Origin of the sequence: Simplicispira sp. (genome assembly GCF_028687295.1) — a bacterium.
Lineage (GTDB): Bacteria > Pseudomonadota > Gammaproteobacteria > Burkholderiales > Burkholderiaceae_C > Simplicispira > Simplicispira metamorpha.
In genome coordinates this window covers 1-18,730 of sequence record NZ_JAQUAL010000056.1, presented here as the reverse complement: position 1 = coordinate 18,730, position 18,730 = coordinate 1, and the positions used below count along the sequence as shown (strand labels likewise).

The 18,730-nt window shown below is 65.8% G+C and carries 16 protein-coding genes and 1 pseudogene; 8 read left to right on the top strand and 9 right to left on the bottom strand.

Going from position 1 to position 18,730, the window contains the following annotated elements; genetic code table 11:
* Positions 1–818: ATP-binding protein (locus tag PHX69_RS08215; protein ID WP_288043260.1), on the top strand; the 818-nt coding region annotated here is incomplete at its 5' end.
* A 100-nt stretch (positions 819–918) separates the two neighbouring features.
* Here the strand turns inward: PHX69_RS08215 and PHX69_RS08210 are convergent.
* The 4 genes from PHX69_RS08210 to trxA all read right to left on the bottom strand — a co-directional run bounded on the left by PHX69_RS08210 (position 919) and on the right by trxA (position 4,903).
* The gene (locus PHX69_RS08210) at positions 919–2,607 is read right to left on the bottom strand and encodes a hypothetical protein (protein WP_288043259.1); all 1,689 of its coding nucleotides are present in this window, start codon (positions 2,605–2,607) and stop codon (positions 919–921) included.
* Between the two features lie 96 nt (positions 2,608–2,703).
* Positions 2,704–2,961: a type B 50S ribosomal protein L31 gene (locus PHX69_RS08205; protein WP_119012774.1), complete on the bottom strand. Its 258-nt coding sequence runs from the start codon at positions 2,959–2,961 to the stop codon at positions 2,704–2,706.
* Between the two features lie 88 nt (positions 2,962–3,049).
* Positions 3,050–4,312 carry a transcription termination factor Rho gene (gene rho, locus PHX69_RS08200; protein WP_119012773.1) on the bottom strand — a complete coding sequence of 421 codons (1,263 nt, stop codon included), beginning with the start codon at positions 4,310–4,312 and terminating at the stop codon, positions 3,050–3,052.
* Positions 4,313–4,570: 258 nt separating this feature from the next.
* A complete protein-coding gene (gene trxA, locus PHX69_RS08195; protein WP_119012772.1) occupies positions 4,571–4,903 on the bottom strand; it encodes a thioredoxin TrxA in 333 nt (110 codons plus the stop codon).
* Positions 4,904–5,055: 152 nt separating this feature from the next.
* Here trxA and PHX69_RS08190 point away from each other — a divergent pair, with 152 nt between their 5' ends.
* Entirely contained in the window at positions 5,056–6,399 is a 1,344-nt protein-coding gene (locus tag PHX69_RS08190; protein WP_288043257.1) for a TIGR03862 family flavoprotein, read from the top strand.
* Between the two features lie 192 nt (positions 6,400–6,591).
* On the opposite strand, the gene PHX69_RS08185 is transcribed toward PHX69_RS08190, so the two are convergent.
* Both PHX69_RS08185 and PHX69_RS08180 read right to left on the bottom strand, forming a co-directional pair.
* Positions 6,592–7,311 (bottom strand): Crp/Fnr family transcriptional regulator, encoded by a 720-nt coding sequence (locus PHX69_RS08185; protein WP_119012770.1) that lies wholly within the window; start codon positions 7,309–7,311, stop codon positions 6,592–6,594.
* Positions 7,312–7,339: 28 nt separating this feature from the next.
* Complete coding sequence (locus tag PHX69_RS08180; protein ID WP_288043255.1) at positions 7,340–8,866, bottom strand: 3-hydroxyacyl-CoA dehydrogenase; 1,527 nt, start codon at positions 8,864–8,866, stop codon at positions 7,340–7,342.
* A gap of 79 nt (positions 8,867–8,945) precedes the next feature.
* Here PHX69_RS08180 and PHX69_RS08175 point away from each other — a divergent pair, with 79 nt between their 5' ends.
* From PHX69_RS08175 to PHX69_RS08160, 4 genes are all read left to right on the top strand, one after another.
* Complete coding sequence (locus PHX69_RS08175) at positions 8,946–11,186, top strand: type IV pilus assembly protein FimV (protein WP_288043254.1); 2,241 nt, start codon at positions 8,946–8,948, stop codon at positions 11,184–11,186.
* A gap of 11 nt (positions 11,187–11,197) precedes the next feature.
* Complete coding sequence (locus tag PHX69_RS08170) at positions 11,198–11,437, top strand: hypothetical protein (RefSeq protein WP_288043253.1); 240 nt, start codon at positions 11,198–11,200, stop codon at positions 11,435–11,437.
* A gap of 116 nt (positions 11,438–11,553) precedes the next feature.
* Positions 11,554–13,065, top strand: coding sequence for a tRNA adenosine(34) deaminase TadA (gene tadA / locus PHX69_RS08165; protein WP_288043252.1), 1,512 nt, complete (start codon positions 11,554–11,556; stop codon positions 13,063–13,065).
* Between the two features lie 82 nt (positions 13,066–13,147).
* On the top strand, positions 13,148–14,146 hold the full coding sequence (locus PHX69_RS08160; RefSeq protein ID WP_288043251.1) for an LD-carboxypeptidase: 999 nt from the start codon (positions 13,148–13,150) through the stop codon (positions 14,144–14,146).
* 33 nt (positions 14,147–14,179) lie between these two features.
* Here PHX69_RS08160 and PHX69_RS08155 read toward each other — a convergent pair whose 3' ends face one another.
* Positions 14,180–15,181 carry an HD-GYP domain-containing protein gene (locus PHX69_RS08155; RefSeq protein ID WP_288043250.1) on the bottom strand — a complete coding sequence of 334 codons (1,002 nt, stop codon included), beginning with the start codon at positions 15,179–15,181 and terminating at the stop codon, positions 14,180–14,182.
* A 70-nt stretch (positions 15,182–15,251) separates the two neighbouring features.
* On the bottom strand, positions 15,252–15,737 hold the full coding sequence (locus PHX69_RS08150) for a YajQ family cyclic di-GMP-binding protein (RefSeq protein WP_119012764.1): 486 nt from the start codon (positions 15,735–15,737) through the stop codon (positions 15,252–15,254).
* A gap of 57 nt (positions 15,738–15,794) precedes the next feature.
* Between PHX69_RS08150 and murB the strand changes: the two genes are divergently transcribed.
* Both murB and PHX69_RS08140 read left to right on the top strand, forming a co-directional pair.
* Positions 15,795–16,865, top strand: a complete 1,071-nt coding sequence (gene murB / locus PHX69_RS08145) for a UDP-N-acetylmuramate dehydrogenase (protein ID WP_288043249.1) — start codon at positions 15,795–15,797, stop codon at positions 16,863–16,865.
* 74 nt (positions 16,866–16,939) lie between these two features.
* Complete coding sequence (locus PHX69_RS08140) at positions 16,940–18,286, top strand: diguanylate cyclase (protein WP_288043247.1); 1,347 nt, start codon at positions 16,940–16,942, stop codon at positions 18,284–18,286.
* Positions 18,287–18,512: 226 nt separating this feature from the next.
* Here PHX69_RS08140 and PHX69_RS08135 read toward each other — a convergent pair.
* A pseudogene (locus PHX69_RS08135) lies at positions 18,513–18,730 on the bottom strand (argininosuccinate synthase); the annotation flags it as partial.

Here is an 18,730-nt window from a genome sequence, read left to right as displayed (position 1 = left end):
ACGGCCAGGGGCGCAAGCTGATGTTGTCGCGTGACATCACGGCGCTGGAGCAGGCCGAGGCCATGCGGCGCGATTTTGTCGCCAACGTCTCCCATGAAATCCGCACGCCCCTGACGGTGCTGACCGGTTTTGTCGAGACGCTGCAAACCCTGAAGCTGTCTCCCGAAGAAAACGAGCGCTACTTGGCCTTGATGGCCCAGCAGGCCATGCGCATGCAAAACGTGGTGCAGGGCTTGTTGACGCTGTCGCGACTGGAGGACAGCCCCTGGCCGGGCAAGGGCGAATGGGTATCGGTGCAGCGCTTGTTGGAGCAATGTGCGGACGAGGGGCGCGCCCTGTCGCAGCTGCTCACGCGCAACCAGTCGCAGCACCACACCATGGTGTTTCCGCTGCCCGCTCCGGCAGAAGGGCTGGGCGAGATTGCGGGCATACAGTCCGAGTTGCTGAGTGCGCTCTCCAACCTGGTGGCCAATGCGGTGCGCTACACACCTGCCAGCGGCTCCATCACGGTGAAATGGCGCTGGCTAGACGATGGCGGCGCGGTGTTTTCAGTGCAGGACACCGGCCCCGGCATTGACCCCAAGCATGTGCCACGCCTGACAGAGCGTTTTTACCGCGTGGACCACAGCCGTTCGCGCGAAACCGGTGGCACGGGGCTGGGGCTGTCTATCGTCAAGCATGTGTTGCAGCGCCACGATGCCGTGCTGGAGATCGATAGCAAGCCTGGTCGTGGCTCTACCTTCAGCGTGCATTTTCCGGCCAGCCGGGTGCGCAAACCGCACAACGCGCTGGCCATGCCCACGCCTGGAGCCGGATAAAGCGTTGCCTTTCGTGGGCATTTTTAGCTACTTTTTTAATAGCTGCTTGCGCTTATTCCACGGGCATTAGAGCCGGATTTGACCTGAAATTTTGGCTCTGTCAGGTTGGGCGGCGGCGGTACAGCACCAGCACATCCTTGGCGTCGGTGGGGCGCGCAATGCGCTGCTGTTCCTGCCAACGGGCGCTGTGGTGCGGTGCGGGCGTGTCTGCCGGTGCAATCAGCCAGTCGCAGGTGTGGTGGCTGTCCGCAGGCAGCAGTTGCAGCTTGCCGTGGTATTGCAGCGCTGCCACCTGGTTGCGGCTCAGGTGCTGGGCTGCCACGCAGCCGCTGGTGCCCTGGCCCAGTGCTGCCACGATGGCGCGCACCTGCGGCGCGTCGCTGCGGCCGTAGTTCAGCATGGGCAGCCACAGCGTCATCAGCAGCACCCAGCTGAGGGTGGAGCCTGCGGCGGGCAGCACCAGGCTTTTCCAGATGGCTGCGCGGTGGCGCTTGGCACGCCAGCCCACCAGCGCACACCAGGCGGCGCTGGCCACCAAAGCCAGCAGCAGCGCCAGCATCGAAAACTCGGGCACAAAACCAGGTGCCAGCTTGGCCACGTTGGCGGCCGGTTTGGCCGGGATATGCGTTTGCGTGGAAATCCACACCACCCAGATGGCAATGGCGCAGCTGCTGAAGAACAGCAGCGTGAACCAGTCCACCAGTGCGGCCACGCTGCGGCTGAGTGTGGGCAAGGCAAAAGCCGCCAGTGCCGCCAGTGCGGGCAGTGCCAGCAGCAGTGCGCGGTCTGCCGGTTGGGTGGTCAGGGTGGCGCCCAGGGAGACGAGCACAAACCACAGCGGCAGCAGCAAATGCCGGTGTGGTGCGCGCGTGGCGATTTGTTTGCGCCAGCGCCACAGCGTCCACAGTGCCAGCGGCCAGGCCGGCCAGGTGAACCAGAGCAGCAGCCGGGCCAGGCTGGCGCTGTCATCGGCCTGGGGCAGGGTGGCGTGCCAGCGCAGCAGGTCAAGTTGCCAGGCCAGCAGGGCTGCCCCCAGGCTGAGTGCGACCACCATCAGGCCCCACCACCGGGCACCGGCACGTGTTTGCAGGGCGCAGCGGTATTCCAGCAGGCACAGGGCCGCGCCACCCGCGCCGTACAGCAGCGCCAGCGTGGGTGCGCCGCTGAGCACCAGCCCCAGCAGGCCAGCCACCAAGGCCAGCACAGGGCGCCAGCGCAGGTGGGGGGCCCCCGCCAGGGCAAAAAACACCAGCGTCGTGCAGCACAGTTGTGTCAGGTACGAGGTCACCTCGTGCGAAGGCTGTGCCAGACCCAGGCAAGCCAGCAAGGCCAGCAGGGCGCCATCGGCCATGGCACAGGCATAGTCGGCGGGCTGTGCCTCGCCACCGAACGCGAAGGCCACGGGTTGCGCGCCACGGCTGCGTGCCAGCCAATACACGCCATGCCAGGTGGCCCACAGCGTGAGCACCAACATGGCAATGAACGGGATGCGCGCGGCCAGCTCGGGTGGCAGTACGGTGCCCAGCCCCTGCAAGGCCCAGGCGCCCAGCCAGTACGGCAGCAGCCCCAGGGTGTCGGGCGCCATGCCCAGCAACTGGGGCGCCAGCCAGTCGGTGTGGCCCTGCGCCAGTGCGCGCATGTAGCCAAATGCCACCATGTCGGTACCGCGCCATGGGTCACGCGCTACAAAGCCCGGCAGGATGTAGGCCAGACACAGCAACAGCAGCGCCGGCCGAGGCAGCCTGCGCACAGCACTTTGCGCCACGATGGCGGGGGTCAGATGGTTCACGCGTCAGTCAGGGAAGGCTTGGGGTGGCTGGAGAATAAGCGCAAACAAAAAGGCAGCACGGTTGCCCGGGCTGCCTTTTTGGCGGAGCAGCGAAGATTACTTCGCCACAGTCGTCTTGCCGAAACGGTTGCGGAACTTCTCGACGCGGCCGCCCATGTTGTCCACCGACTTTTGCGTGCCGGTGTAGAAGGGGTGCGACTCAGACGAGGTATCGAGCTTGTACAGCGGGTAGTCCTTGCCTTCAAAGGTTTCGGTTTCTTTGGTGTTCACGCAGGAGCGGGTCACAAACTTGAAACCGTTGGACAGGTCCACGAACAGAACTTCGCGGTAGTTGGGGTGAATGCCTTCTTTCATGATCAATCCTTGTCAAGTGCGGGAGCCGCGCCAAACCGCTTGGCGTACTTTCCGCAATAAAAAGCCCTCGATTATAGCCCGCAGCGCTTCAGCCGCCCCGGCGCATGGCGTCGAAGAAATCCACATTGGTCTTGGTTTCCTTCATTTTCTTGATCATCAGCTCCATGGATTCGATCTCGTCCATGTTGTACATGAACTGGCGCAGGATGCGGGTTTTTTGCAGAATTTCAGGCGCCAGCAGCAGCTCTTCGCGGCGGGTGCCGCTCTTGTTGAGTTCGATGGCAGGGAACACGCGCTTTTCATACAGGCGGCGATTCAGGTGGATTTCGCAGTTGCCCGTGCCCTTGAATTCTTCAAAAATCACCTCGTCCATGCGGCTGCCGGTATCGACCAGCGCCGTGGCAATGATGGTCAGTGAGCCGCCTTCTTCCACTTTGCGCGCTGCGCCAAAGAAGCGCTTGGGGCGTTGCAGTGCGGCTGCGTCCACGCCGCCCGAAAGCACCTTGCCCGAGGACGGCACGACGTTGTTGTAGGCACGGGCCAGGCGGGTGATGGAGTCCAGCAAAATCACCACGTCTTTTTTCAGCTCGACCAGGCGCTTGGCGCGTTCGATCACCATTTCAGCGACGTGAACATGGCGCGCCGCTGGCTCATCAAAAGTCGAGGCAATGATCTCGCCCTTCACCGTGCGCTGCATTTCGGTGACTTCTTCGGGGCGCTCGTCCACCAGCAGCACCATCAAATGCACATCGGGGTTGTTGGCGGTGATGGCGTGGGCAATGTGCTGCATCATCACCGTTTTGCCGCTCTTGGGTGGAGCCACGATCAGAGCGCGCTGGCCGCGGCCAATCGGGGCAATGATGTCGATGATGCGGCCAGTGATGTTTTCTTCGCTCTTGATGTCGCGCTCCAGCCGCATGTGCTCCTTGGGGAACAGCGGCGTGAGGTTTTCAAACATCACCTTGTGCTTGTTCTGTTCGGGCGGGCCATCGTTGACCCGGTCGAGCTTGGTCAGCGCAAAGTAGCGCTCACCATCCTTGGGCGTGCGCACTTCGCCTTCGATCATGTCGCCGGTGTGCAGGTTAAAGCGCCGCACCTGGCTGGGGCTGATGTAGATGTCGTCGGTGCTGGCCGTGTAGCTGGTGTCGGGGCTGCGCAGGAAGCCAAAGCCGTCGGGCAGGATTTCCAGCACGCCATCGGCAAAAATCTGCTCACCCGCTTTCGCCCGCTTCTTGATGATGGCAAACATCAGTTCCTGCTTGCGCATGCGGCCGCCGTTTTCGATTTCAAGCGCTTCGGCCTGCTTGAGGACTTCAGACACGTGCAGTGCCTTGAGTTCGTTGAGGTGCATGGGGGTGACTCCTTGGCGGAGTTGGTATGAATCTTGGGGGGAATGCGAGATGCCGGAAAAACTGCGGTAGGCAGCTTGGGCCAACCGGGTGATCTGGTGCAGGCTGCCAATGCGTGCAGCCCAAAGATCGACACAGATTATGACAGGAAAATTTTCGGGAAAATCGCGCTGCTCTGGCGCATATCACAGGAGAAACCCTCCGCCTTGGCTTGGGACGGAGGGCGCGCAGGCTGTGAGTGCGCTGCGCGGGGGGGCGTATCAGGCCAGCTGTTGGTCGATGAAGGCAGTGAGCTGGGCCTTGCTCAAGGCGCCCACTTTGGTGGCGACCAGTTCACCGTCCTTGAACAGCATCAGCGTCGGGATGCCGCGGATACCAAATTTGGCCGGAACTTCGCGGTTTTCATCGACGTTCATTTTGGCCACTTGCAGCTTGCCTTGGTAGGCGCTGGCCACTTCGTCCAGGATGGGGGCAATCATCTTGCAGGGGCCGCACCACTCAGCCCAGTAGTCCACCAGCACGGGCGGGGCTGCCTTGAGTACGTCGGCTTCAAAGCTGGCGTCAGAGACGTGTTTGATCAATTCGTTGGCCATGAATTTTCCTTCAATCGGGGGCGCTCAAGATAAAGTGCGTGCATTGTGACAGAAACCGGTGTTTGCACCGCTGCTGCCAGCCTGTTTTTAGCTATGACCCTGATAGCAAGAAGTGTAGGCCTGGCGCGCGTGTGGCAAGTATATGATCCAGCATGAATGCTTTGACTATTGAACTCTCCCACCCCTCTTGCGACGTTGCCATTGTGGGCGCGGGCCCCGCTGGCTTGATGGCCGCAGAAACCCTGGCCCGCCAAGGTGTCAGCGTCCATGTTTTCGATGCCATGCCCACGGTAGGTCGCAAATTCTTGCTGGCCGGCAAGGGCGGGCTCAATCTCACGCATTCAGAGCCGGCACCGACCTTTGTGGGCCGCTTTGGTGATCGCCAGCAGCAGCTGGCCCCCTTGTTGCAGCCTTGGGGTGCCGAGCAGGTGCGTGCCTGGGCGCAAGACCTGGGTATTGGCACGTTTGTAGGTACCTCGGGGCGGGTGTTTCCCACCGATATGAAGGCGGCGCCCTTGTTGCGCGCCTGGCTACAGCGTTTGCGCGGCATGGGGGTGCAGTTCCACATGCGCCACCGCTGGACAGGCTGGAGCGCCGATGGTGCAGCGCTGCAGTTCACCACGCCCACGGGCGCTGTGCAGGTCAGCGCCCGTGCGGTGGTGCTGGCGCTGGGCGGGGCCAGCTGGGCGCGGCTGGGTTCGGACGGCGCCTGGGCGCCCTGGCTGGTCGCGCGCGGTGTGGCGGTGGCGCCGCTGCGCCCGTCCAACTGCGGTTTTGATGTGCTGCCCCAGCACACGATGGGGCACGAGACACGGCGTGAATTTTTGCGCGAACTGTTGGGCCAGACGCCCGCCGTGGGCTGGTCGGCGCATTTCGCCAGCCGCTTTGCAGGCCAGCCCTTCAAGTCGGTGGCCATTGCGTTTACCGACAGCGCGGGGCGGCATTTCAGCCGCCGTGGCGAATTTGTTGCCACTGCCACGGGCATTGAGGGTAGCCTGGTCTACGCTGTTTCGGCGCTCTTGCGCGATGAGGTGCAGGCCCACGGAAGCGCCACGCTGCACCTGGATTTGCTGCCCGACCACAGCCCCGAGCGTGTGCTGGCCGAAGTGCGCCACCCGCGCGGCACACGCAGCTTGAGCAGCCACCTCAAAAGCCGCCTGGGGCTGGACGGCATCAAGATGGGCATCCTCTACGAGCAACTGGGTAAAGAGCGCATGAACGACCCGCAGGCCCTGGCCCAGGCCATCAAGGCGCTGCCGATCACGGTGGTGGCCACGCGGCCCATCGACGAGGCTATCAGCACGGCGGGCGGCGTGCAGTTTGAGGCGCTGGACGATCACCTCATGCTGCGCGATCTGCCCGGCGTGTTTTGCGCCGGAGAGATGCTCGATTGGGAGGCGCCCACGGGCGGCTACCTGCTCACGGCCAGCATGGCCACCGGCGTGCGCGCTGGCCAAGGCGCGGCCCAGTGGCTGGTGGCCCAGCCGCAGGCTTGAGGCCAGACGCGGCCCGTGGGTGTGTCTGCGGTACTGCTGGCGTGCCAGCAGCGCATGGGCGGCCATTGGGGCACCCCAAGGGTATCGTCATTTTTTTAAAGCCAAATGTGCCTTAAGCCCAATATGGCTGAGCGCAAGCAGCTATCAAATAAATAGTGATTTGCTGTGCCGGCCAGGCCTGCCGCTGGCGCCTCAGTGGTCGGTTTCCGTGATGCGCAGCAGTGCCTTGCGGTTGCGCACCACCAGACCACCGGGCTCGATGCGGATGGTGTCCTCGCGCTCCATGGCCTTGAGCTCCTGGTTCACGCGCTGGCGCGAGGCGCCCAGCAGCTGCGCCAGTTCTTCTTGCGCCAGTTGCAGGCCGATGCGCACTTCGTCGCCATCCGACAGGCTGGGAATGCCGTAGCTGCGCACCAGGTGCAGCAGCTGCTTGGCCAGGCGCGCGCGCAGCGGCAGCGTGTTCAGGTCTTCGACCAGCCCATAGAGCTGGCGGATGCGCCGTGCGTGCAGCAGCAAGATGGCGTCGTACAGCTCCACATGCGTGGCCAAAATCTTGTGGAAATCGGCCCTGGCCACGCACAGGATGGTGGTGTCACCGTGGGCATAGGCATCGTGGGTGCGCCGGTCGCCGTCAAACAGCGCCACGTCGCCAAACCAGATGCCCGGCTCGATGTAGGTGAGCGTGATCTGCTTGCCCGAGATGGACGTGGAGCTGACGCGCACCGCCCCCTTGGCGCAGGCCACCCACTCTTCGGGCGGGTCGCCGCGCGCCACGATGAGGCCGTCGTCCTTGTAGCGCTTGACGTAGGCGCAGCGCAGGATGTCGTGGCGCAGCGAGGGCGAGAGTGATGAAAACCAGCGGCCAGAGTTGATCGCTTCACGTTCTTCAATGGTCAGAATCGGGTCGTCCATGGTCTGTTCAGGTGCCTGCTGCGCAGGCTTACTCTTCTTCGTGCAGCAGGCTCAGACCGATGGCACCGCGCCGGCGCAGCCAGGGGCTGGGGCGGTAGCGTGTGTCGCCATACACGGTTTGCAGGTTGAACAGCACTTCCAGGATGTTGGTCGGGCCCCAGCGGTTGCCCATGGCCAGCGGCCCCAGCGGGTAGCCCAGCCCCAGCGTGACGGCGGTTTCCAGGTCGGCGGGGCTGCAAATGCCTTGCTGGCAGATGTCGCTGGCAATGTTCACGATGTGGGCCACCACGCGCTGCGTGACAAAGCCGCCGCTGTCGCGGATCACGCTCACGGGCTTGCCGTCGCGGGCAAACAGGGCATGGGCGGCGTTGCGCATATCGACGCGCGTGGCCGGGTTGGTGGCCAGCACGCGGCGCTTGGTGGCGGCGTCTTCGATCAACATGTCGATGCCCACGGTGCGGGCCGGGTCCAGGCGCTCCACCACGGCCACAGTGGTCACATCAAAGCCCAGCGGCGCCACCAGCGTCAGCGCCTGGGGCGAGGGCGAGGTGCCGGTTTCGATACGTGCGCCCAGGTCTTTGAGCAACTGGTACAGCTCAGCGCGCCGGGCCGCGCGCGGCGATACCCACACCGGGGGCATGTCGGCATCGGCCACCACGGGCACGGCAGGCTCAGGGCTGATGTGGGCCACGCCATCGGCATAGCGGTAAAAGCCTTCGCCCACTTTTTTGCCCACCAGGCCGCCCGCCAGCCGCTGCGCCGTGATGACGCTGGGCCGAAAGCGCGGCTCTTCATAGTATTGGTGGTAGATGGATTCCATCACCGGGTGCGATACGTCCAGCGCAGTCAAGTCCAGTAACTCGAATGGCCCAAGCTTGAAGCCCACCTGGTCGCGCAGGATGCGGTCAATGGTGGCCACATCGGCCACGCCTTCGCCCAGAATGCGCAGCGCTTCAGTGCCATAGCCCCGGCCCGCGTGGTTGACGATGAAGCCGGGCGTGTCTTGCGCCTGCACGGGCGTGTGCCCCAGGTCGCGTGCATAGGCCGAGAGCGTGGCGCAGACGGCTGGGTCGGTTTTGAGCCCGGCCACCACTTCCACCACCTTCATCAGCGGCACCGGGTTGAAGAAGTGAAAGCCCGCCAGGCGCTCGGGGCGCTGCAAGGCGGCGCCAATGGCCGTGATCGACAGCGACGAGGTGTTGGTGGCCAGCACAGCGCCGGGTGCCAGCAGCGCTTCGAGCTGGGCCAGCAAATCCTGCTTGGCCTCCAGGCGCTCGACGATGGCCTCGACCACCAGATTGCAGTGGGCCAGCTCATCCAGCGTGGCTGCTGTGTGCAGGCGCTCACGGAGCACGGCGACATGTGCTGCATCCAGGCGGCCTTTTTCGGCCTGGCGCTGCCATTGGGCGACGATGGCGGTGTGGGCGGCATCGGCTGCGCCGGGTTGGGCGTCCAGCAACACCACCTGGCTGCCTGCCTGGGCGCAGATTTGTGCAATGCCGCGGCCCATGGCACCCGAACCCACAATGCCTACGGTAGAAAAGTGTATGTTCATTGCGGCATTATCCCTTCTGCCCTGCGCCGGTGTCGCCGTGGTTCTGTGCCAGAATCGAAAACTCCATTGAAGGAGAAACGTGAATTTTCGTAACACATTGCTGGCTGCCGGTGTGGCCTTGACCACATGTGGTGCGGCGGCGTTGTCGTTGGGTGAGTCGCGTGGCACCGTGGTGCTGGGCCGCCCCCTGGACTTGGTGTTCCAGGTGCTGACAGATGGCACCGAGTCGGTCGATGGGGCCTGCGTTGCCGCCGATATATTGCTGGGCGATACGCTCATCAGCCAGTCGCGCATAGACATCACACCGCTGCCCGCAGTGCCGGGCCGATCCTCGGCGGTGCGCCTGCGCGCATCCGGGGTGGTCAACGAGCCCATCGTCACCGTGCAGTTGTCGGCTGGTTGCAGCGGCAAAATCACCCGCACCTATACCTTTCTGGCCGATTTGCCGGACACCGTGGCCGCCGCGACAGCGCCCATTGCCATTGCCGCCCTCAAGCCCGACGCGGCACCCGCCCGCAGTGATGGCCGTGGCGCCCAGGCGCTGCCATCCCCGGGCAGCAGTCGCTCTGCGCGCCCACCCGCTTCGGGCGCAGAGTCGCCAGAGGCAAGCGCGCCCCGGCCCGCGCCGCGCCCGGTACCGCGCGAACGTGCTGCCCCAGTACCCCGCGTTGCCGCAAGCGCCGCGCCCGCAGTGCCACCGCAGCGCGCGCGGCTGGTGATAGAGCCGCTGGACCTTGCGCAGCCCGCTCCGGCGGGGCTGCGCCTGTCCACCGAGCTGGCGCACATCCCTGGCGAGGCTGCCACCGAGCAGCGCGCCGAGGCCGCCGCTGCCTGGCGCATCTTGGGCAGCACCCCTGAAGAGTTGCGCCGCAGCAGCGCCAGCCTGGAGCAGTTGACTGCCGACCTCAACACCTTGCGCGCCAGCACCGCCCAAGACCAGGCCACCATGGCGGGCTTGCGAGATCGCCTGGAAATGGTCGAGTCCGAGCGTTTTCCGGCGCCGCTGGTGTACGCCTTGCTGGCTTTGCTGGCGGCGGCGCTGGCCGGGATTGCCTGGCTGTGGCAGCGCGCGCGCGTTGCCCAAAGTGCTGCATGGCATGACGCCGTAGAGCGCCACCACGATGCCGATTCCACCGCGCGCGCCACAGACGCGCCCGTTGCGGCGCCCGTGCCCGCTGCACTGGCACCGCTGGAGGCTGCGCAAGCCGCGCCTGCGGACACATCCGTCCCCGATCCGCTGCCAGGCAGCCAGGCTGTGGCCCCCGCAGTGCCGGTGCCTGCCGTGCCCACAGCTACCGATCCGGTGGCCCCCGCCGTGCCCGCCGTGCGTGTCATCAACCCAGAAGCGTTGTTTGATTTGCAGCAGCAGGCCGAGTTTTTTGTCTCGGTGGGCGAACACGACCAGGCCATTGACGTGATGAAGCAACACATCGCCGACAACGAGCAGTCCTCCCCCTTGGCCTATCTCGACTTGATGCGGCTGTACCACTCCCTGGGCCGCATCGACGACTTCAACGCCTTGCGTGCGCAATTCCACCGCTACTTCAATGCACAGGTGCCCGAGTTTGCGGGCTTCAACCGGCCAGGGCACACCTTGCTGGGCTACACCGATGCCCTGGCCGCCATCGAGGCGCAGTGGAGCGATGACGTGGTGCTACAGCAGCTGGAGTCGTGCCTGTTCCGGCGCGACAACGCTGCCATGCCCTTGTTTGATTTGGCCGCCTACGAAGACCTGCTGCTGCTGTACGCCATTGCACAGACCACTCCCGCCAGCGTCCGGGGGGCACCGCCGCCGCGCGCCCGCACCACGCCAGAAGATGCGGCCCTCTCCGAGGGCATCAGCACCTTGCCCGCAGCGCTGGAGCTCCCCGGCGACTCGTTGCAAGAGCACTTGCCCGAGATGGGTTTGCCTGCGCTGGACTTGCTCCCGGCAGGTGCCCCGCAGGCCGCACCCAGCTTGCCCGACTACGACTTCCCTTGGGCCCTGGAAACTCTGTCGCCCGCCCTGGATGAGGCCGCGCCGCACGCCATCGCCACCCAGCCACCGCCTGCGCCGCCCTCGTATGCCCCTGCACCGGCGGCTGACGGATTCCCGTCGGTCTTGCTGGATTTGGATTTGACTGCGCCGCATGAGCCCATGGAAATGGACTTTCCGCTGCCCTCCCTGACCTTGCAGGACGTGCCCGCAGTGCCCGTCACGCCCGCACCACCGCCGGGGCAGCCCGTGGGCTTTGGTTCCACCAACCCCCGTTTTGAAGTGCGATTTGAACTGGACGATGATTTGCTGCTGCCGCCTGACAAACCGGGCAAGGGGGCCTGATGCGTGCCGCTTTGACCTTGTTGTCCGTGCTGCTGGCGCTGGCCATTGTGGGCGTGCTGGTCAAGCGCCAGTGGGGCGCCATCGGCCACCCGCCGGTGCCCACGCTGCCCGCCAGCGCCACGGGCGATGCCGGTGCGGCCCCGTCTGCGCCCGCCGCTGTGCGCACGCCCGGCCAGCAGGTGCAGCACATCCAGCAAACCGTTGAAGGGGTGATGCAGCAGCCCCGGGCGCTGCCAGACGATGCGCAGTAAGCACCATGGCAGCGCACGGCCTGCGCTGCTGTAACGCAGCACTGCCGGGTAAAAATACAGGTCAAAACAGCCTCTAGCCCTTGCGGGGTGTGCGCGAGCAGCTATCAAAATAATGCATGAATCCTGAAGAAGATGCCCGTTGGATGCGTCTGGCATTGGCCCAGGCGCAGGCTGCCGCCCAGGCGGGCGAGGTGCCCGTGGGCGCCGTGGTGGTGCGCGCGGGCCAGCTCATTGCCACGGGCCGCAACGCCCCCGTGCAAGGCCACGACCCCACCGCCCACGCCGAAATCCAGGCCCTGCGCGCCGCCGCGCAGCAGCTGGGCAACTACCGGCTCGATGGCTGCACGCTCTACGTCACGCTGGAGCCCTGCGCTATGTGCACCGGCGCCATGCTGCACGCCCGCTTGGCGCGGGTGGTGTTTGGTGCCCACGATGCCAAAACCGGCGTGGCCGGATCGGTGCTGAATTTGTTTGCCACGCCGCAGCTCAACCACCAGACGGTAGTGCAGGGCGGGGTGCTGGCCGATGAGTGTGCGCAGGTGCTGGCGGCGTTTTTCCAGGCGCGCCGCCGCAGCCAGCGTGCCCAGGCCCTGGCCGCCCACCCGCTGCGCGACGACGCCCTGCGCACCCCCGAAGCGCGCTTTGCCCACCTGCCCGATTACCCCTGGGCACCGCACTACGTCAGCGACCTGCCCGCGCTGGCCGGGCTGCGCCTGCACTACCTGGACGAAGGAGCGCGCGATGCGCCCATCACCTGGCTGTGCCTGCACGGCGTGCCCACCTGGAGCTACCTGTACCGCCATTGGCTGCCCGTGTTCACCGCCGCAGGCCACCGCGTGGTGGCCCCCGACCTGATCGGCTTTGGCCGCAGCGACAAGCCCAAAAAAGAACCCACCCACCGCTTCGCCTGGCACCGTCAGGTGCTGCTGGAGCTGGTGCAGCGGCTGGACTTGCGCCGCACCGTGCTGGTGGGCCACGGCAGCGGCGGCAGCCTGGGCCTGGCGCTGGTGCCCGCCTGCCCAGAGCGCTTTATTGGCCTGTGGGCGCTGAACACCGGCCTGCCTGGGGGCGATGCACCACTGCCCGCCGATTGGCAACGCTGGCGCGATTGGTGCGCGCGCAAGCCGCTGTATGGCGCAGGCCGCTTGCTGGCGCGCGACCTGCCGCAGCTGTCGGCGCCCGAGTGCGCGGCCTACGAGGCGCCATTCCCCGACCGGGGTTACCGCGCAGCGCTGCGGGCGTTTCCGGCGATGCTGTCGGCTGCGTGGGCCGAACCAGCGGGCCACGGCGGGCTGAACGGGGACGGCAGCGCTGGTGGGGCAGACCGTGCGGGTGCTGCACCCGAAGTGGCCCAAGCCACCTGGGCGCCTGGTGCTGCTGGCACCGGAGCTGCGGCTACGGCTGCCCTGGAGCCCTCGGTACAGGGTTTTTGGCGCCATGGCTGGGCCGGGCGCACGCTGGCCATGGCCGGGCAGGGCGATCCGGTATGGGGGCTGGTGGTCATGCAGCACCTGCAACGCCAGGTGCGTGGCTGCCCTGCGCCCACCGTGGTGCCCCGGGCCGGACATTGGTTGCCCGAGCACGGCACTGCGCTGGCCCAGCAGGCTGTGGAATACTTCGCGCCTTGATGTCTCCTGCGCGCGCAGCCTGCGCAGCGCACCCACCCCCGCACATTCCACGGAGCGGGCCACCACGAGCGGCCCGGGCGCTTTGTCTTCTGAAAACACCTCTTGCGATTGCGGCCACGACCACGGCCCCAAGCACATCTACATCTACTCCCCCTCCAGCGCAGTACGCGACAAGGCCGCGTTCAAGCGCGGCATCAAGCGCCTGCAAGCGCTGGGCCACGAGGTCGAGATTGACCCCGACGCCCTGGCCAGCCACACCCGTTTTGCGGGCGACGACGCCACGCGCCTGGCCGCCATCCACCGCGCCGCTGCCAGCGGTGCCGATGTGGCGCTGATCTCGCGCGGCGGCTACGGCCTGACCCGGTTGCTGCCGGACATCGACTACGCCGCCGTGGCCCGCGCCATCGAGGGCGGCACGCTGTTTGTCGGCGTGAGCGATTTCACCGCCTTCCAGAACGCCGTGCTGGCCCAGACCGGCGCCGTGACCTGGGCCGGGCCGTCGCTGGGCGCTGATTTTGGCGTTCAGGGCCTGCCCGACGACATCATGGAAGCCTGCTTTGACGACGTGCTCTCGGGGCACGGCGAGGGCACCGGCTGGCGCATGCCGCGCGACAAGGCCCGCCCCGGCGCTGCGCCCACGGAGCCTGTACCGCCCGCCCTGCCGCAGGAGTTTGAAATCCCGGCGGCGCGGCTGTGGGGTGGCAACCTGACGGTGCTGAGCTCGTTGGTGGGCACGCCATATTTGCCGCAGGTGCCCGGCGGTATTTTGTTCATTGAGGATGTGAACGAGCACCCCTACCGTATCGAGCGCATGCTCACCCAGCTGCTGCACGCGGGTGTGCTGGCGCAGCAAAAAGCGGTGCTGCTGGGGCAATTCACCAACTACCAGCTGGCGCCGCACGACAAGGGCTACAAACTGCAAACCGTGGTGGACTGGCTGCGCAGCAAAATCACCGCGCCGGTGCTGGCCAATCTGCCCTACGGCCACGTGGCCACCAAGGTCATGCTGCCCGTGGGCGCGCAGGTGGAGCTGTCGGTGCAGGGGCGCGATGCGCTGTTGTACTGGGGCCACGCCCATTAACCACGGCGCCCGGCCTGGCGCCTGTGTGCGCTTTCAGGTGGGCAGCTGCGACACCAGGCCCGTGCTGCGCTGGGCTGCGTAAAGCCCCAAGCGCACCATGGTGCGGTGGTTCATCTCCACCACCACCGACATGCGTGGCAGGGCGGACTGGATGCGCGGCTTGCCGTGCGATGTCTGGTGCAGGCGCGGTTCGCGGTAATGCGTGCCGCTGCGGTCCAGCAGGCTGGCCACCAGTGGCAGGTTGGCTTTGTCGCTGCGGCGCAGCACGATGGCGGTGTCGCCGTTGTCCAGCTTGACCAGGGTGCCCGGTGGGCACAGCCCCACGCAGCGCACCAGCGCATAGCCCACTTCATCGCGCTGGTCTATGCCCGGGCCGACCAGAGCGCGCACCGAGTCCAGGGCGCTGCGCCCGGGGCGTGACTGGCGCGGGCTGATCATGGCCGCATAGCGGTCGATGGTGCCCAGAATGCGGGTCAGGCGCTCCACGTCTTCCAGCTCGGCCAGCGGTGTGCGCTCGTGGGGGCGCTCGTGGTGCTGGCCCACCACGTCCAGCCACAGGTGGTCGGTGACGTACAGGCGCTCCAGAATGGTCTGGCTCTCTTGCGGGTGGTTGCGGATGGCGTCTTGCTGGGCGGGGTTGGGGCGCTCGCGCTGGCTGGCCAGCTCGTCTTGCAGCGCCGTCATGCCGATGTTCATGGTCAGGGCAGCGCGCACCAGGGCGTTGCGCTCGCGCAGTGGCAAGGCCAGTTCGCGCGCCATCAGGTGGCACAGCGTGCTGCACACCAGCGCGTGCGAGGCGCTGTAGCCCACGGTGGAGGTGCTGGCCAGCTGGAACATCAGGTACAGCGCCGCATCAATGTCGTGCGCCGCCAGGTCTTGCAGCCAGCGGTCAAACTGGCGCACCTTGGCCGGAAAATCCAGCACCTGCCGGGGCTGTGCCAACAACACCGACAGGCCCGCCTCCAGATCCGCCCACAGGCTGAGCAGGTCTTCGTACTCTTCTTCGTGGGCGCAGTGGCGCGGGCTGGAGGACATGTGGTGTGGGGCTCAGGGCGCGGGCCGCCCTGGGCCCGCTGCAAACGCCATGCCGCAGGGACAGTGCAGGTCAGTCGCGGAAGTTGTTGAACGACAGCGGCATGTCGGCAATGTCTTTGCGGATCAGCGCCATGGCCGCTTGCAGGTCATCGCGCTTGGCGCCGGTGATGCGCACTTTTTCTTCCTGGATGGCCGCCTGCACCTTGAGCTTGCTGTCTTTGATGAGCTTTTGCAGCTTTTTGGCCAGCTCGCTCTCGATACCGTTGCGCACCTTGATGACCTGCTTGACCTTGTCGCCGCCGATTTTTTGCGGCTTGCCGATGTCCAGAAAGCGCACATCCACATTGCGCTTGGTGAGCTTGCCCCGCAGCAGGTCTTCGACCTGTGTGAGCTGGAATTCGGCATCGCCGAACAGGGTGATCTCTTTGTCCTTGAGTTCGACAGCGGCCGAGGTGCCTTTGAAGTCGAAACGGGTGCCGATTTCTTTGGCCGCGTTCTCCACGGCATTTTTCACTTCGACGAAGTCGGCTTCACAAACGGTATCAAACGATGGCATGGTGGGGTTCTCTCCAGAAAGCACGTCGCACCCAGGGCCGGTGCGACAATCCGGGCGATGTTAGTCGAGAACAACGCCTCCCTGCAGCCCTACAACACCTTCGGCATCGTTGCCCGCGCCCAGACACTGGTGCGCGTGCGCAGCAGCGACGATGTACACGCCCTGCGCGCCCACCCGCAGCTGGGCACGCAGCCCTGGTTTGTGCTGGGTGGGGGCAGCAACGTGGTGCTCACGGGCGATGTCAAGCCCGTGGTGCTGAAAATGGAAATCAAGGGCCGCCGCCTGGTACAAGAAACTGAACATGCCTGGATCGTCGAGGCCGGCGCGGGCGAGCCCTGGCACGACACCGTGGCCTGGACGCTGGCGCAGGGCTGGCCGGGCCTGGAAAACCTGGCGCTGATTCCAGGCACCGTGGGCGCTGCGCCCGTGCAAAACATTGGCGCTTACGGCGTCGAATTGCAAGACCGCTTCGACTCGCTCGACGCCATCGACCTGGCCACCGGCCAGAGCTTTACGCTCAACGCCGCGCAGTGTGCCTTTGGCTACCGCGACTCGGTGTTCAAGCACGCACCCGCGCCGGGCAGTGCGGTGGGCGATGTGCCCCGGGGCATGGGCCTGGCGGGCCGGGCCGTGATTACGCAGGTGCGCTTTCGCCTGCCCAAACCCTGGAAGCCCGAGCTGGGCTATGCCGAGCTGGAGCGCCGCGCCGCCGAGGCCGATGTGCCCCCCTCGCCGCAGCAGATTTTTGACTGGGTGTGCGCCATCCGCCGTGCCAAGCTGCCCGATCCGGCGGTGTTGGGCAACGCGGGCAGCTTCTTCAAAAATCCCACCGTCACGCCCGAGCAGTGCGCAGACATCATCGCCCGCGACCCCAAAATCGTTCACTACCCCATGCCCGATGGCAGCATCAAGCTGGCGGCGGGCTGGCTCATCGATGCCTGCGGCTGGAAGGGCAAAACCGTGGGCAAAGCGGCGGTGTATGAAAAACAGGCGCTGGTGCTGGTCAACCAGGGCCGGGGCGAAACCAGCGTGACCGGCGGCGAGGTCATGACACTGGCCAAAGCCATCCAGACCAGTGTGTACGAGCGCTTTGGCATCCGGCTGGAGCCCGAGCCTGTGGTGGTCTGACCATGTGGCGCCCGCGCTGGCCATGGTGGCTGCTCTGCTGCTGCCTGGCAGCGCCGCTGTCGGCAGCGCCGCATTTGAGTGAAAGCGAACGCGCCTACCTCAACGCCCACAGCCCCTTGAGCCTGTGCGTGGACCCCGACTGGTGGCCCTTTGAGGTCATCGACGCCAATGGCCAGCACGATGGCATTGCCGCCGACCTGCTGGCGCTGGTGGCACAGCGCCAGGGCCTGCAATTCAAGCTGCACCCCACGCGCACCTGGGAGGAGTCGCTGGCCGCGTCACAGGCCGGGCAATGCCGCCTGATGAGCTTTTTGAACCGCACCCCCGAGCGCGAGCGCTGGCTGGTGTTTACCGAACCGTTGCTCACCGACCCCAACGTCCTCATCACCCGGGAGGAGCACCCCTTCATTGCCGATCTGGGCCAGCTCAAGGGCGCCACCATCGCCCTGCCGCGCGGCACGGCCATGATGGAGCGCCTGCGCACGGATTACCCCCAGCTGCAGTTCATCGGCACCGATTCGGAAACCGAAGCGCTGCAAATGGTGTCTGAGCGCAGGGCCGATCTCACGTTGCGCTCGCTCATCGTGGCGGCGCACACCATCAAGCACAACGGCTGGTTCAACCTGAAGATTGCTGGCCAGGTGCCCGGCTACGACAACCAGCTGCGCATGGGCGTGCTCAAGTCCGAAACCACCCTGCGCGACCTGCTCAACAAAGGCATTGCCACCCTCACGGCCCAAGACCGCGCACGGGCTGTGGACCGCCATGTCGCTATCAATGTGGTGAGCAAGGTGGGCCTTGACCACGCGGTCGTGCGCTGGCTGTTGGCGCTGCTGGCTTTGTTGGGGGTGGTGGCCGTCACCAGCCTGCTCTGGATGCGCCGCTTGCAGCAGCTCAACGCCCAGCTGCGCACGCTGTCGCAGACCGATGCGCTCACGGGCCTGCTCAACCGCCACGGGCTGGAGGGCTCTTTTGCGCTGGATGTGGAGCGCGCCCAGCGCTTTGGCAGGCCCTTGTCGGTGCTCATGTTCGACATTGACCACTTCAAGCGCATCAACGACAGCCAGGGCCACCTGATGGGCGACAAGGTGCTGGCCGAGCTGGGCAGGCTCATGCAGTCGCTGGTGCGCCAGGTCGATACCGTGTGCCGCTGGGGCGGCGAGGAGTTTGTGGTGATCTGCCATGAAACCAGCGCCGAGCAGGCCGTGCAGCAGGCCGAGCGCTTGTTGCAGCAGGTGCGTACCCACGCTTTTCCGCACCAGGGGCCACTCACCGTCAGCGCAGGCGTGGCCACAGTGCGCGCGGGTGATTCGGTCGATAGCCTGCTGGCCCGTGCCGACGAGGCCCTGTACCGCGCCAAGCGCGGTGGCCGCGACCGCGTCTGCGCCGAGGCCGCTGAACCCAGCGGCGTGCTGCCCTGAAAAGCTATTTTTTTTGATAGCTGTTTGCGCCCACCACGCGCGCTTTGCAAGCCTGAAACGCCATAAAAAAACCGCCCGGCCTGGCGGCGAGGGCGGTGGCAGCCGTGTGGCACGGACTGCGGCGGTAAATGCTTCTTTTTTGATAGCTTAAAGCGCACGTTGCACGGGTGCTGGAGGCTATTTTGACCACTGAAGCGCCCCGCAAACCGCCGGGGCGCTGCGCGCGTCAGCGCTTGTCGTCGTTGCCCAGCTGCGCCAGCGCCGCATTGCCGCCCAGCGACAGCAAGCCCGCGTTCGAGTAAATACCCAGCTTGGCACGCGTGTCCACGATGTCGAGGTTGCGCATGGTCAGCTGGCCGATGCGGTCGAGCGGGCTGAACGGCGCGTCTTCCACCTTTTCCATGGACAGGCGCTCGGGGTGGTAGGTCAGGTTGGGCGACTCGG

Excerpts from the sequence above, each read along its gene's own strand:
- PHX69_RS08150 (WP_119012764.1), bottom strand. The coding sequence starts at position 15,737 with ATGCCATCGTTTGATACCGTTTGTGAAGCCGACTTCGTCGAAGTGAAA.
- PHX69_RS08190 (WP_288043257.1), top strand. The coding sequence starts at position 5,056 with ATGAATGCTTTGACTATTGAACTCTCCCACCCCTCTTGCGACGTTGCC.
- trxA (WP_119012772.1), bottom strand. The coding sequence starts at position 4,903 with ATGGCCAACGAATTGATCAAACACGTCTCTGACGCCAGCTTTGAAGCC.
- rho (WP_119012773.1), bottom strand. The coding sequence starts at position 4,312 with ATGCACCTCAACGAACTCAAGGCACTGCACGTGTCTGAAGTCCTCAAG.
- PHX69_RS08205 (WP_119012774.1), bottom strand. The coding sequence starts at position 2,961 with ATGAAAGAAGGCATTCACCCCAACTACCGCGAAGTTCTGTTCGTGGAC.
- murB (WP_288043249.1), top strand. The coding sequence starts at position 15,795 with ATGTTAGTCGAGAACAACGCCTCCCTGCAGCCCTACAACACCTTCGGC.
- PHX69_RS08180 (WP_288043255.1), bottom strand. The coding sequence starts at position 8,866 with ATGAACATACACTTTTCTACCGTAGGCATTGTGGGTTCGGGTGCCATG.
- tadA (WP_288043252.1), top strand. The coding sequence starts at position 11,554 with ATGAATCCTGAAGAAGATGCCCGTTGGATGCGTCTGGCATTGGCCCAG.
- PHX69_RS08155 (WP_288043250.1), bottom strand. The coding sequence starts at position 15,181 with ATGTCCTCCAGCCCGCGCCACTGCGCCCACGAAGAAGAGTACGAAGAC.
- PHX69_RS08185 (WP_119012770.1), bottom strand. The coding sequence starts at position 7,311 with ATGGACGACCCGATTCTGACCATTGAAGAACGTGAAGCGATCAACTCT.